This window comes from Rhodococcus sp. 06-235-1A, from assembly GCF_002258785.1.
Classification (GTDB): Bacteria; Actinomycetota; Actinomycetes; order Mycobacteriales; family Mycobacteriaceae; genus Rhodococcoides.
Genome location: NZ_NOYI01000031.1, coordinates 31,601 through 44,365 on the forward strand (window position 1 = coordinate 31,601; position 12,765 = coordinate 44,365).

Here is a 12,765-nt window from a genome sequence, read left to right on the forward strand (position 1 = left end):
ACCCGGTTAACGAGGCGGCCCGATCGCCGTCCGACTGCATTCATCATCTAGGAATTGTCGCAGCCACAACGGAATCCCGCCGCAGGTCAGATGAGACCTCGGCATACTGTAAGAACAGTTGCTCTCCCTAACAATCGCTTTGCCCGCCCACCTATCTCTATGGTTTCACCTATGGGAGATGAGATACCGAAGCGCCTGACACCGGACAAGCCAACCACCGGGATTCTGTTCTTGAAGTCGGGCAATCGTTGCGCATATCCCGGCTGTGACCAGCCTCTGTTGGGGTCTGACAGCGTCTTGGTCGGGGAAATCGCGCATATCGAGGCGGCGATGCCGGACGGACCACGCTTCAACGACAATATGACGAACGAGCAGCGCCGCCTCGAATCGAATCTGGTTCTGATGTGCGGAACCCACCACTCTGTCATAGACGGCGACCTCGACACGTGGACAGTGCAGGCGCTCCAAAGCCTCAAGGCTAAGCATGAAGCTATATACACAGGCGCGGTCGACCGATTGAGAGCGCAATTGGGTGACGTCACGGAGGGAACCACTTGGACTATGCCGACCACTCTGTCCGCCATCTTCGGCACAGAAGACAGGACAGAAGAGCTACCCTTTGACCTGGCCGTTCTAGAGCGCTTCGCAACTCGTTTGGCGCAGCTGCCCATAGGAGCTCGGTCGCTCTTAGCGATGGTCGTGACCCGCGGCGAGTCACGCCGAGCACTGGGACCGCGAGACGCTGAATTCCGCATACGTTGGTCACTACTTCGCAGCATCGTGAGCAGTAATGAACACTTGGACGACTATCTGGACATTCTTGATCACGCCAAGCTCGCATGGTTCGACGAACCTTTCGACGGCGATCCTTTGTATGTTGAGGCGGGACGATCGACGGAGGAGATTGGTTGGCCGTTATTGCAAGACATCAAGACAGCATCTGGGGGCGATCCATCGTACGTCCGCCAAGTCTTAGTCGACCTAGACTTCGCTGCGCTTGACCAGCCGCCAACGCTGCGGGGCCGAGCCTAGGACTAGACCGAGGGGGCATCTACCCAGGACGCTCGGGGATCGGAACACATCATCTCGGGAACGTGAACTGCCCGGTACATATCAATGGCTACTAGCCTCAAGGTTCCGACTCGGGAACTTGGTCGGTTCCGAATCGGGAACCCGGCGACTATGGTTGCAGAATGGAATCCGCACTCGATGTGACCACGGTACGAATGGCTGGATCTGCCAGAGAGATTTCCGACAGGTACGTGGCCACGTTCGACGAACTCGTGAAAATGCTGGTCCTCAACCCCACCGTCAAGCAACTGCTCGCGGCCGACTACACGCACGCGCAGGTGGCACGAACGATGCACATCAGAAAACAGCAAGTCGGTGAAATCTCCCGCACACCGTTCCATCCGGTACGCCGCGCGAGGACGCTGCACTCGATCGACGTATGGGCACTTGCCCATTCGCTGTGGCAAGAGTCCGAACAACGGTTGAAGCTCGCAATCGACGCCGCGTTCGAGTGGGATGCCACGCGGCTGACTGACGTCGCGCAGCCTGAGCAAAATTTGGAGCAGTACCGGATAGGTTGTGTGGCCGACGAACTCGACACCTACAGCTGCGCATTCGCCCGCTGCGAGGTAGCGCGACCGTATACGCCGCGCCAGGAGGACCTGGACGCGGCACGCGTCGGTGCTCTCCGCGCCACAGCAGCGGGAGCGACGGACGTCGATCTGCGGGCCCGTGAGGACGAAATGCTGGAGTTTCTGCGCACTCCCGTGGTCTCCGAAGTTCCCGACTTCCTCTACCGTCACCCACACAGGCACTCTGCGATGTTCGATCACGGAAAACCCTGGGAGAAGAAGAAGTTCGAGGAGCGAGCCGCGCGCGAACAGGACGAGATGAAGCGCTACGGAACACTGTTGCCGACCTTGCCCGACGATTCGACAGATCCACGTGTGCTCGCGCGTGACCTTCTGTTGTTCAACTTCGGCGATCTACGTGTCCTGGACCACCATTTGGATGCGGATCCGCTCGATGAGCGACGTGCGCGTGTTCTCGAAAGATTCGCTGGTGAGCTGGGTGTTCGTTGGGACCAGTGGCAGACATTCAGCCCTGAATGCCGTCCCGCGGAGGAAGTGGAGTCCGAGATCCGTCAGGCGCTCGACACGTATCTGGACGCGCAGTGAGCGAGTAGATATGCGAAGCGGCTCACCAACCGTCCCGGAAAGGTCCGTGGCCGGTAGAGCGACTTGTGGGTGCACATCGGTCCATTCGTCGGTACCGTGGACGGCTCAGTTTCCTCCAGCGAAAGGAAGTGCCCGAATGCTCGGACTCGGCCCGCTCGGTTTCTGGCTCCGTGATTGGAGCGGCGCGATGGGTAACGTCGCACCCCAAGGCCCCATGGCTTGATTCCCTGTACGCGAAGGGCACGGACAGCTATTGTCCGTGCCCTTTTCCGTCTGAGCGGACTTCGACGGCGGATACTGAAGAGAGTTGCGGCGATGGGCTTTCCACGGATAGCACGACAAGGGAAGGCCGCGGGCGATCCACCTGGACCGTTCGATCAGGGCGGTCGACGGCTGCGCATCGTCGTAGACGTTGCCCCGGATCATCGCCGGCTCGAAGAGTGGAATGGAAACACATACGCCCCGCTCAACATGCCGGACCCGGAGATCTTTCTGTGGTCGCTGACAGAGGGCGAGAGTATCGACCGCTACTGGATCGGCACCGCCGACGACCCGGCCGACGCCGGCCGGGTCGTGATACCGCCGGGACCCCTAGACCCCAGCGCCCACGACTACCTGGGGTTCTCGACTATCGAGGGGCAGGGGCGATGGACCGAACGGGCGATCTGGCCCTACAGCACCTACGAAACGTTCGCGCAGGAGGACGCCGGAGCCCACGCAGGTCTATCCGCTGAGCAGTGGCTGGCGGAGCTTCTCGTTGCCCGGGCCAGCAACGAGATGCGCGCGGACCTGCTGGCCACCATCAATCCGCGCCTCCTGTCGAGCCAGGCAGCGTACGTAACGGAGACGAACCCGCTTTCGGCCGTCCAAGCGGTGGGGGTCGTCGGGTTGTATCTCCGCAGCAAAGGTCAGTACCCCGTAGTCGGTCCGGAGCGTCTGGTGCTCGATGAGCGCTCGATGTTTCTTTTGGCAGTGGAGGAACTCCTTCCGTCGTGGCGGGTGTGGGCTTCCGAGCTCAGTCGACACACGTACGCGACCGACAACGACACGCCTGCGCTGTTGGCTCAGTCGGTCCGCGAGCGAATCATCCGCATGCTGCGGTGCCGTGACCAACTGCTCATCGCGTCGATGGCAAGCCAGACCAACACCACTATGGATCGTCTGGTCGAGTCCCTGGACTACTTTCTGGTCAATCTCGTCGGGGCCTTCGACGCCGCGGCCCGCGCCGCGCACCTCGTCTACGACTTACCGAAAGACAAGACCAGAACTGCGGGTTGGCAAAACGAAAAGTGGTTGAAGAAGCTGCGCAACGCCGATTTGGAGGACCTGTTCGCACCGGACAGCACCGGCTACCGGTTGTTCGAGATCTGCCGATTTCTCCGGAACACCGTTCACGGCGAAGGACTACCGGCCATTGCGTTGAACGAATCCAGGGTTGCGCACACGCAGACTTTCGTGCGGTTGCCTCGGAATGAAGCCGATGTCCTTGTCGACCACTTCGACCAGCTCGGAGGCCAAGACGCCTGGGGATTGCGTCGATTCGGTGACGGGCTCGGGGACTACATCGACGCGGCAACGTTCGTCGAGCGGCTCATTCCATCGGCCATGGGTGTGTTGGACGAAGCCATCAAGAACACACCGACCTCGAGGCTGACCGGTATCGGTCAGTTCACGATCGAGCCTCCTGTTGACCATGCGCGCGATAGTCCAGGGACGCGCGCACGTGTGATGTTCCTGCTCGGTCTCCCGAAGACGTGACGGGTCGACACTTGTCTCATCGATCGGTTCCCGACCGCACCCCAGGCCCGCTACTGCGATGTCACGGGCCAGAATCCGGCCGGCTGCAGAGGGCCCGTCGAGAGTGTGGCGGTGACGTGGTCGATGAGTGCTGCGTGCCGCGGGTCGAGCTGCAGGTAGTACTCCGGATCGTCGGTGGTGGTGTCGAGCTCGGCACTGCCGACGGCGTACGGGTTGAGGACGAGCTCGCCGTCGGCAGTGACTTCGAGGTCGACGGTGAGATGCGCGGCAATACCGGAATCTCCGATAGCGTTGTAGGCCTTGGTGATCCGTGACCATAGGTCACCGTCTGTGTCCAACGACTTGTCGACGACGATCCGCAGGTCGCCGGGGTGGTCGGTGAACATGGTCGGCCAGTCGATCGGCTCCTCGATTCGGGCTACGCGCAGGGAGTCCGAGTAGCTGCGGATCAGTGCGCCGGCGGTGACCTGGCGTAGCCAGTCCGGTACGTCGGCGGCGCGGGTGAAGGTTCCGCGGAATCCGCCGATGACACGCTGCCACTCGATACTTGCTTGCAGCAGTGCATGTTTCCGGTGTGCTCGCGGGCTCCATCCGCCCCAATGGAGGTCGGTCCACCTGCGGGTCTGGGTCCGTAGTTCGTGCAGTGACCGCGCGCACGGGAGGCAGTACCGCTGTTCGGATCCGGTGTGGCGAACGTTGCCGAATCGCCCTGGAAGCTCGAACGGTTCCCGCTCGTTACCCCCGGAGAGACTGCCCGACAACACAGTTCCGTTGTCCGGCGATGCAATCGTCACCTCGAACTCGATGAGCCGGTGTCCGGTTTGAGCGACCCACACAGCGCGGTCGCCAATGTTCCAGTGGTCGCCGCTCTCCCACGCTTCGGTGGTCGAGCGGGCCGAATCCGATGGTCCGGCGGGCATCGAACGTAGCGCTGTCATGCCTCACCATCGAACTCTGATGGGGACATCGAGACTGCGGTCACTCGTATCTGCTGGCCGTCCGCGGTGACGATGGCACGCACCGTGCGGCTGATTTCCTCGAGCGGCGTACGACCGAGTTCTGTCGCTGACTGCTCACACGTGAGATCCACGGCGATGGTTCGCGCGGTTTCGGGAATTGCTGTGATGGCGGTGCAACGAGCCTGCACCGTGAGCCGATCTTCGGCCATTCGGTCCCACAACCGAGTCTGGGCGGGTTTGCCGGCACCGGCCGAGACGATGCGGTCGACCAGAGCGTCGGCGAGGTAGCCGCGTGCGCGGTCGGCGGCCGCCGCCTCGTTGGCGTCACTGCCCGGGAACCAGGACAACAGAACTTCCGCGCCGTTGCGGGCGGTGTCCATGGCACGGCCGGCGTCGACGTCGGAGTCGAGTATCGCGGTGTTGTCACTGCTGGCCGGCGTCGCCGACGGTGGTGTGGAGGCGGGGGAGCTGCATCCCACCGTCAATGCGGCGACCGCCGCGACGGTGCACGCGAGCGGGCGATAGTAGGACTCGTACGAGCGGAGCTGGTTCACGGCAAGACCCTTTCTGGAATCTGACGACGAAAACGGTTGTGCGAGAGGGAAGGAATGGGTCAGCGTCGAGCTGTCTGTCCGTAGCACGGCGAGCCCCAGAGGCCGGCACCGCTGCGCTGCGCTGTCGACTGCGCGGCACCGATGTTCGCTGCTTCCGAGAGCTGCTGATCCTTGTATGTGTAGGCGCGGGCCATGCCGGCTTCGGCTGCGACGGTGCTGTAGTTGCGGCCATCCGAAAGAACGACGTAGCGCAGGGCGCGCCCGTACCGGTCGACGCTCTCCGCCACTGGGTCGGAAATAAGGGTGACGACGGTGTTGTCGAGCTGCTGGTGCGCCCACGCGCTTGCTTCCGGCCCCCAGCACTGCACGTCGGTGTCGGGGTCGACGGTCTCAGGGGTGTCGATACCGAGGATGCGAACCCGTACCGAATCGCTACCCGTGGACAGGTGCACCTCGATGGTGTCGCCGTCGATCACCCGTTCCACCACCCCGCTGGACACAGAGGCAGCCTCAGCGGCGGTCTCGGGGTTCGGGGGAGCGATCAGGGGATTGCATCCCGACAGCAGGGCCACCGCCCCGGACGCTGCCATGCAGGCCGTGAGTACCCGAACGGTCGATCCGTACCGGGCTCGTCGCGTGTTCATGCGCGCCCGAAGACCATGAGCACGCCGATCAGGTACGTTCCGAGCGCGATGATCGCCGGTGCCGCGACCGCCATGATGGAATGTGCGACCAGGACCGAGCAGTGCCGAAGCGGAGTCCGGCTGCGACGATGTGCTCTCGCCGGAATCCAGTAGTCGCTCAGGGACGTCGCGAGCACCAGGACCAGGAGCCAGGCTGCGATCTCCACGATGACGGTGGTGCCCGATGAGAGCGCATCCGTCATCCGCTCGATCGATGTCCCTGCAGGCCAGTCGTAGTACGACAGTTCGGGGGACCAGCCCCACCACGCCAGGATCGCGAACGCGATCGAAGCTGCTGCTGCAGCTACCAGATACGCGGCCGTCACGCCGGGGTGAGTGACGCGGCTTGCTGCGCGGGTGTGGGCGTCCGCGATCGAGGCGAGCTGGCGACCGGTGATGACCGGTTGCCGCCCCCGACCACGGGGCGCGAGCCGGCGTTCGACTTCCAGTATTGCCGCGGAGTGCGCGGCCGCACGCTCGGCCGGCGTCGACGACAGACCGTGCCGCGCACGGAATCGCTTCTGGTCACGGTCTATGTCGCGGATCCACTCGTCACGATCGCTCTCGGGTGTGTAGCGCACCTCGATGCCCCCGACTGCGCTGACGATCGAGCTGAGCATGGAGCTGGGGTGGTGTTGTGTACTCGTCTTCATGGCTGTTGCTCGCTTTCTCAGGCGTGGTCGGTAGTCGAGTTGGTGGTCACAGGGGTTGCACTCCGCCGGCGGCGAGAACGCTCACGGTCCAGATGGCCCACATCACGGCGAGGGTGCTCGCCAGGCGTACCGCGTTTTTCCATGCGGTGAGCGCCCAGCGGCGTCCATTCATGTAGTCGAGGGCCACGGCGACGAGGCTGCCGATCGACAGCGCGAAGACGACGGTGATGATCGCCCACCACCCCTGCGTCACAGCATCGTTGGCAGCCTCACGCCGGACGGGGTCGGCCGAGCCACTCGACGACGAGGACAGCACCCACTCGGCGACGGGTATCGACCAGGCGAGCCACCAGGTGACGGCCGTCAACGCGATCGATGCCAGTAGTCGGGTCCGATCGCTCGGGGCTGTCGACGATTCGAGTGCGGGTGCAGGTGCTGTCTTCATGGGAGAGGCCTTCTCTCGGTGACGATGGTGATCAGGGGGTCAGATATTTCGGGGCCTGCCAGCCCTCGGGTGGGTAGGCGATGAGCAGAGTGCCGTGGCCGGGCCAGCTCCCGTCGACGTCGGCGTTGCTCATCGGTCCGGATTCACCGTCGAGGAGCACCCGCATGTGGGGGTCACAGTGCCGAAGCCACCAACTCGACATCGCCGCCGGATCGTCCGGTGAACTGCGCGCTTCCTCGAACGCCCACCACAGGGCCTTGAGCCGCGACACGACCTCCTGGTGCTGCCACCAGCGCCGATCCCAGGACAGCCCACGACCGGGCTTGTCGTCGATCTGGCGGTTGATGACGTGGCAGAGGTACTTCTCCACGAAGTCCTCGAGCCGCAGAAAAGCCGGGGCCGGCAACTCGTCGGCGTCTTCCCCGATCGGGATCGGATGCTCGTGCGAGAGGTCTGCAAGATCGTCCGCGACCCAGCCCGCGGGAACCGGATCGCAGGTCAGAGGCCCGTATCCGACCCAGGTGCAGGCTTCGTCGACGCCGCTCATCGGCCCGGTGGCACCGTCGAGGAGCATCCGCAGGTGAGGTTCGCAATGCTCGACCCACCATCCCGACATCGCGGCCCGGTCCTCGACCGAACGTCGCGCGGACTCCCATGCCCACCACAGAGCGGTCAGTCGCGCGACCGCTTCACCGTGCCGCCACCACCGCGCATCCCAGGTCAGCCCGTGGCCAGGTCGCTCACTGATGCGACGCTGGATCACCCGCGCGAGGTAATGCTGAACCCAGTCCTCGACCGACTCGTACGCGGGCTCGACCTCCTGTTCCGCGTCGAGATCCAGTTCGTCGTCGAGGTCGAAATCATCGTCCATCGACGCTCACCGCCGATCGATCCCAGTCTTCGAGCTCGTACTCGTCGACGTGCTCGGGTTCGTAGTCGATGTTGAACGGGCCGTCGAGCAGTTCTTTCGCTTGCTCGGCGGATCCGCTGTATCTCATGATCGATTGTTTGATGGTGTCGGCGTCGTCGGTGTCGGTCCACCAGATCTTCTTGATCAGAACAGGCGGATTCTCCGGAAAGACCACGATGGCACGGCTTTTCGGGAGGGCCGCGAGTTCGTTGATCGGAAGAATGGGCCGTTCCTGCCAGCTGTGCGAAGAGCTGCGACTGCCCTGGCCGCTGCTGCGAGTGGTCGATTGCACTTCGTGCGAACCGATTTGCTCGGACAGGTCGCTGAGGTACTGCTTGTCCTTGATGTTGCCGCCGTAGAAGTGCACGGCCCCGGCGATCATCGAGTCGAACTCGTCGCGGCCCCATACTCGCGCACCCTGCTGTGGTGACTGCAGAATCGCGATCGGGATGATTCCGCGGCCACCGAAGTGTGAGTACTGGTCGGGTAGTTGGCGAAGAAGGACGGTGTTGGCGGCCTCGTCGAGAATGGCCAGCAACGGGACGTCGAGCCGCCCGCCCTGAGTGCGGACGGTGGGCTGCCACAGCCTGGTCGGCCACCACCGCGGCATTTTCTTGTCGTAGGAGCGTGCCGGGGTCCGTGAGGCCAACGCAGCGGCTTCGTCGAAGATCTGCCCCACCAATGCGGTGGTCAGTGGTGCCGCCGAATCGGGGCCTTCGAGTGAGAGCGCGTAGAGGGTGTCGGTACTGGCCACGAACGCCCGCGGGTCGAACTCGGGGAGATCGTGCAGCGGCTCCCCGTACCGGGTGGTCACAAGCGGGGCGATGGTTCTGTCCCTCGCGTCGACTTCGATGATTGCCCGCGCCGGCGGTGTGACAGCGCGGGCGTACTCGTCGTCGGAGAGGATGTCGAGGAATCGGCGCGCCATGTCGAACAGACCGTCACGCTGACGCTCGGTCAGGCCCTGCGCTTCAAGGACTCGCGCCGCGGCGCGCTTCTTGTCGAAGGCATCGAGAATCTGCGCGGGAGTCTTGTTCTGGTCGCTGCCGAGCCAACTGACCGCGTGCAGGAGATCTCCGCCTGCCAATGCCGCCGCCAGGCAGTAGAGGGCGAGCAGTTCTTGAGCGCCGCCGTCGAAGTAGCCGTCGGTTTTGGCGTCCTTCTTCGTCGACGCGGAGACGAAGAACGAGGCGAGCTTGCGAGCTTGCGCGAGGGTTCTGACGTGCTTGAGGGCGTTCCACCAGAACGTGAGCTGCACAGATCCGCTGACACCCTGCAGGTCGGACACCCACGCGTGTCCGACCTGTTCGCGGCCGAGGCGAGTCGCGGCATGCAGGTCGGGCTTGTTGCTCGTCACGATGGCGGGGCCGGGGGCAGCCAGTGTCGCGCGCACCGCGAGGGCGACGGTCTTCCCCATCCGGGTGCCGGCCAGGGCAACCATGACCATTTCCCACGACAGGTACACCGGCTTGTCACCCAAGACGGTCACACCGAGGAGAAATCCCCAGGACCGCGGATCCGACTTGTCGAATTGAGGCATCAGGCGATGCGACTCTTTCGGGGAGACTCCGCGAAGCTTGTTCGGTGCCACCATCGTGCGCGCTGCCCGGTCGACTTCGGTACGTCCCTTGGCTCGTCGAATTGCGATCGGCAGTGCGACCGCGGCGACCGACACCACCAGTGCCACGGCGATGACCGTCGACTGCCACGGCCAGGGGCGTTGGCCGGTGAAGGACTCGAACACACCCTGAATGGGGTTTCCGCTGGGATCGCCGCCGGCGAGGAACGTTCCTGCCCACCAGGACAACACGAGGGTGATCACGACGGCCAGGACGATGCAGAGCAGCACCGCCTGCAGAAGGTTCTCCTGCGATCGTGCACCGGTTCCGGATCTGCGTGTCTGGGCCATCAGAGCGCCCTCCCCTCGAGCGCGTCCTGCGCGGTGGCAGCGGTCATCGGATCGTCTTTCTGATCGTTCGATGCGCGTGGGGGGCGATGGTGCACGAACACGTGCAGCAGGCCGGCCAAGCCCAGGGCGAATACGGGCAGGACAAATGCGATCGCCGCCAGACCGGTATGGGGTGTGACGATCGAGCGCCCGGCGACCGCCGCACCGCCGAGAACGGCAATGGTGAGGGCCACCGTTGCCGGTCTGGCCCAGGGGCGGCGAACCGACCAGAGCAGCACAATGACGGAAACGAGCAGAGCTGCAACGGTATTGACCACCGCAAGCTCTGCGAGGTCGAACCCCGATGGTCCCGGCAAGAAGGCACCGATCGGGTCCGGATGGATGATCTGTTTTCTCATGATCGACGTCCTCACTTCGGTGCCAAGTTGTATTCGGTCAGTTGCCATGTGTCGGAGTTCTTTTCGACGACGGCCCTCACGCGGTAGTCGCTGTAGGGGGTGGTGCTTCCGTCTCGGTGTAGGACGGTCTGGGTGAGGGCAACCTCGAGTACCTGCCGAGTGTCGGATGCGGTGATCGCCTCGCCCGATTGTGCTGTGGCAGTGACGATGTCCCCGGACTCGCGCCATCCCGCCCACTGCGGCAGCGGCCGGATCCCGGTCGCGGTCGGTTGTGTGGCATCGGCGGCGAGCTGACCGCCGAGCCAGCGCTGAGCCCGTCCGACGGCGGCAGCGGGGGAGGGGTCGACTGCCGGTTGCCAGGAGAACATCGCCGCCAATGCCGCTTCGGCGACACCGCCGGGATCGGAGCCGCGGTCGTCGTCGAGGTGCACATGTGCGTCCGTGGCCGGGCCATGGCTGTCGTCGGTGCCACTGAATCTGACGAGAGCTACCACAGCGGCGGCGACCGTGACGACGAAGACCAACACCGCACAGACCGCGATGAGCTGGCCGCGTTTCATCCTGCGATCCGTTCATCGTCGACGACGAGGGTGGTCAAATTCGTCTCTCGCCAGGACTTGTAGCCGTTCTCACGGCACCATTCCGCCGCAGGGTTGTCCCGGTCGATTTCGATGCTCACGTGTACTCGGCCGCGCAGAGCCGTTCGCTCCAGAGCCGGGTCCTCGGCCGCGACTTCGTGGTTGAGCACGTGCAGGATCAGCCGGACCGCCTCGACGTCGAGTTCCTCGCGGGCCTGACCGGCGACGAACACCGCGAGCTGCGCCACCGAACGATCGGCCGAGACCTGATCACCGTTGCGGTAGAGCTTGTCGTCGGGGTGAAAGGTGGCGTAAGTGACGACGGCTCCTTCGGGTCCGCAGATCGCGAACGAGGACACTTCGTCGTCGGCCGCTGTCCACATCTCCAGTACCGGCCCGTCGGCTGCCGCTGCGGCGATCTGCTCTCGGCGCTGGGTGTAGGCCTGCTCGCGCAGCGCGTCGTAGTCGATGCCCAGCTGCTTGGACAGTTCGGTCTTGAACTTCGGGAACAGACCCGGGACGGCGAGGTCGTGCTCTTTCGCCCATGCGTAGAGCTCGCCGTGGGTCTCGAGCGCGCGCAGGTCGTCGAGGTGTTCCTTGACTGTCTTCTTCGCGGTCTCCCATTCGGCGACCGAGTTGTGGGTGCTGCGTCGTTTGGCCATATCGAGTATCTCCTTGGTTGTCGTGTCGGTCGGTCTCGTGCGCTCAGGCGATCGAGGCGAATTCGGTGGCGTACTGCTGGATCAGGTCGGCGTAGGGGCGGGTCTGATTGACGTAGTCCGGTGAGCCGGTGGGGAATCCGCCGGAGGACTGCACTGCGCCGAAGCCCGCGTTGTAGGCGGCGAGATACAGCTCGAGGGGGCCGTTGGGGGCCGAGATGGACCCGTTGGCGATCCCGGCGTCGACCTGCCCGGCGATCTCGCACATGTAGCGGCCTTGGGCCATCACTGCGTCTCCGATGTCGTAGGGGGAGACCGAGCCGTTGCCGTCGTCGTCGCGCCCGTATCCGGGCCAGGTGCCGGGCATGAACTGCGCGGGTCCTTCGGCTCCGTCCGGACTGACCGCATTGCGGTTGAAGCCCGATTCCTGCTTGAGCTGTCCGGCGATCACCGGCGGCCGGATCTGCGGGCAGGTGTTGCCGGCCTGGATCACCCACGGCTCGAACTCGGGAGGTACTTTCCCGGGTGCGAGATCGGTCTCGCCGCCGCTCGCAGCCGGGTTGACCCCGCAGGGGGTCGGGACGGCTCCTGGGCTGCCTGCTGCGCCCGGTGCAGGGCCGTAGGTGGTCATTGCGTCGGGCATGCCGCCGCCGACGGTGGTGACGTGGACGTGGTCGAAGTGATTCTGTGTGGGGGAGCCGCGGTCTTCCATCTGGTTCGAGGAGCCCTCGGCCGGGATGTAGGTCTGCCGCCAGATGATGTACTCGATGTGCAGCTCGGTCTTGTTGGCCATCAGGTACTCGACGACCCGATCGCCGAGCTCTTTTCCGGCGCCGGTGTCGTAGTCCGGGATCATGATGTCCGCGGCGCGGCCACTGGGGTGATCGTCGTAGGCGTCGTACGGCCGCCACCCGCCGATCGTCTTGATCTCCGGGAACTTCTGCGCAACCGCGCGGGCCAGACGAACGGTGTCGACCTGCCAGTGCTCTTCGGAGCCGACCGATGGTGGTAGCGGTGGGAGGTCGCCGCCGGGGGCCGGTGCTGCGGGGGCGACCTCCCACCGCTACCAC

At 64.4% G+C, this 12,765-nt stretch carries 14 protein-coding genes; 3 read left to right on the forward strand and 11 right to left on the reverse strand.

All coding sequences use genetic code 11. The features are described 5' to 3' along the window. The first annotated feature begins 171 nt into the window (after nucleotides 1-171). The 3 genes from CH275_RS26870 (at nucleotide 172) to CH275_RS26880 (ending at nucleotide 3,947) form a co-directional block, all read left to right on the forward strand. Complete coding sequence (locus tag CH275_RS26870) at nucleotides 172-1,032, forward strand: hypothetical protein (RefSeq protein WP_094681213.1); 861 nt, start codon at nucleotides 172-174, stop codon at nucleotides 1,030-1,032. Nucleotides 1,033-1,193: 161 nt separating this feature from the next. Further along, entirely contained in the window at nucleotides 1,194-2,189 is a 996-nt protein-coding gene (locus CH275_RS26875; protein WP_094681214.1) for a hypothetical protein, read from the forward strand. Between the two features lie 315 nt (nucleotides 2,190-2,504). After that, entirely contained in the window at nucleotides 2,505-3,947 is a 1,443-nt protein-coding gene (locus CH275_RS26880) for a hypothetical protein (RefSeq protein ID WP_094681215.1), read from the forward strand. Nucleotides 3,948-3,997: 50 nt separating this feature from the next. On the opposite strand, the gene CH275_RS26885 is transcribed toward CH275_RS26880, so the two are convergent. From CH275_RS26885 to CH275_RS26935, 11 genes are read right to left on the reverse strand one after another with little or no spacing between them, the layout of a single operon-like run. Then, the gene (locus CH275_RS26885; protein WP_143546892.1) at nucleotides 3,998-4,885 is read right to left on the reverse strand and encodes a hypothetical protein; all 888 of its coding nucleotides are present in this window, start codon (nucleotides 4,883-4,885) and stop codon (nucleotides 3,998-4,000) included. After that, complete coding sequence (locus CH275_RS26890) at nucleotides 4,882-5,460, reverse strand: hypothetical protein (protein WP_094681217.1); 579 nt, start codon at nucleotides 5,458-5,460, stop codon at nucleotides 4,882-4,884. Before CH275_RS26890 ends, CH275_RS26885 begins: the two co-directional genes overlap by 4 nt. A 59-nt stretch (nucleotides 5,461-5,519) precedes the next feature. After that, entirely contained in the window at nucleotides 5,520-6,104 is a 585-nt protein-coding gene (locus tag CH275_RS26895; protein ID WP_094681218.1) for a thermonuclease family protein, read from the reverse strand. Further along, nucleotides 6,101-6,796 carry a hypothetical protein gene (locus CH275_RS26900; protein ID WP_143546893.1) on the reverse strand — a complete coding sequence of 232 codons (696 nt, stop codon included), beginning with the start codon at nucleotides 6,794-6,796 and terminating at the stop codon, nucleotides 6,101-6,103. The genes CH275_RS26895 and CH275_RS26900 overlap by 4 nt, the downstream gene beginning before the upstream one ends. Before the next feature lie 46 nt (nucleotides 6,797-6,842). Further along, nucleotides 6,843-7,241, reverse strand: coding sequence for a hypothetical protein (locus CH275_RS26905; protein WP_094681220.1), 399 nt, complete (start codon nucleotides 7,239-7,241; stop codon nucleotides 6,843-6,845). Nucleotides 7,242-7,272: 31 nt separating this feature from the next. Next, a complete protein-coding gene (locus CH275_RS29715) occupies nucleotides 7,273-8,112 on the reverse strand; it encodes a DUF4913 domain-containing protein (RefSeq protein WP_179276379.1) in 840 nt (279 codons plus the stop codon). Then, the gene (locus tag CH275_RS26915; RefSeq protein WP_094681221.1) at nucleotides 8,102-10,060 is read right to left on the reverse strand and encodes a type IV secretory system conjugative DNA transfer family protein; all 1,959 of its coding nucleotides are present in this window, start codon (nucleotides 10,058-10,060) and stop codon (nucleotides 8,102-8,104) included. Before CH275_RS26915 ends, CH275_RS29715 begins: the two co-directional genes overlap by 11 nt. Then, nucleotides 10,060-10,458, reverse strand: coding sequence for a hypothetical protein (locus CH275_RS26920; protein WP_143546894.1), 399 nt, complete (start codon nucleotides 10,456-10,458; stop codon nucleotides 10,060-10,062). The genes CH275_RS26915 and CH275_RS26920 overlap by 1 nt, the downstream gene beginning before the upstream one ends. Nucleotides 10,459-10,469: 11 nt before the next feature. Next, nucleotides 10,470-11,018: a hypothetical protein gene (locus tag CH275_RS26925; RefSeq protein WP_094681223.1), complete on the reverse strand. Its 549-nt coding sequence runs from the start codon at nucleotides 11,016-11,018 to the stop codon at nucleotides 10,470-10,472. Then, nucleotides 11,015-11,698 (reverse strand): hypothetical protein, encoded by a 684-nt coding sequence (locus CH275_RS26930; RefSeq protein WP_094681224.1) that lies wholly within the window; start codon nucleotides 11,696-11,698, stop codon nucleotides 11,015-11,017. Before CH275_RS26930 ends, CH275_RS26925 begins: the two co-directional genes overlap by 4 nt. A 43-nt stretch (nucleotides 11,699-11,741) precedes the next feature. Next, a complete protein-coding gene (locus CH275_RS26935) occupies nucleotides 11,742-12,551 on the reverse strand; it encodes a lytic transglycosylase domain-containing protein (RefSeq protein ID WP_256991235.1) in 810 nt (269 codons plus the stop codon). Nucleotides 12,552-12,765: the final 214 nt, after the last annotated feature.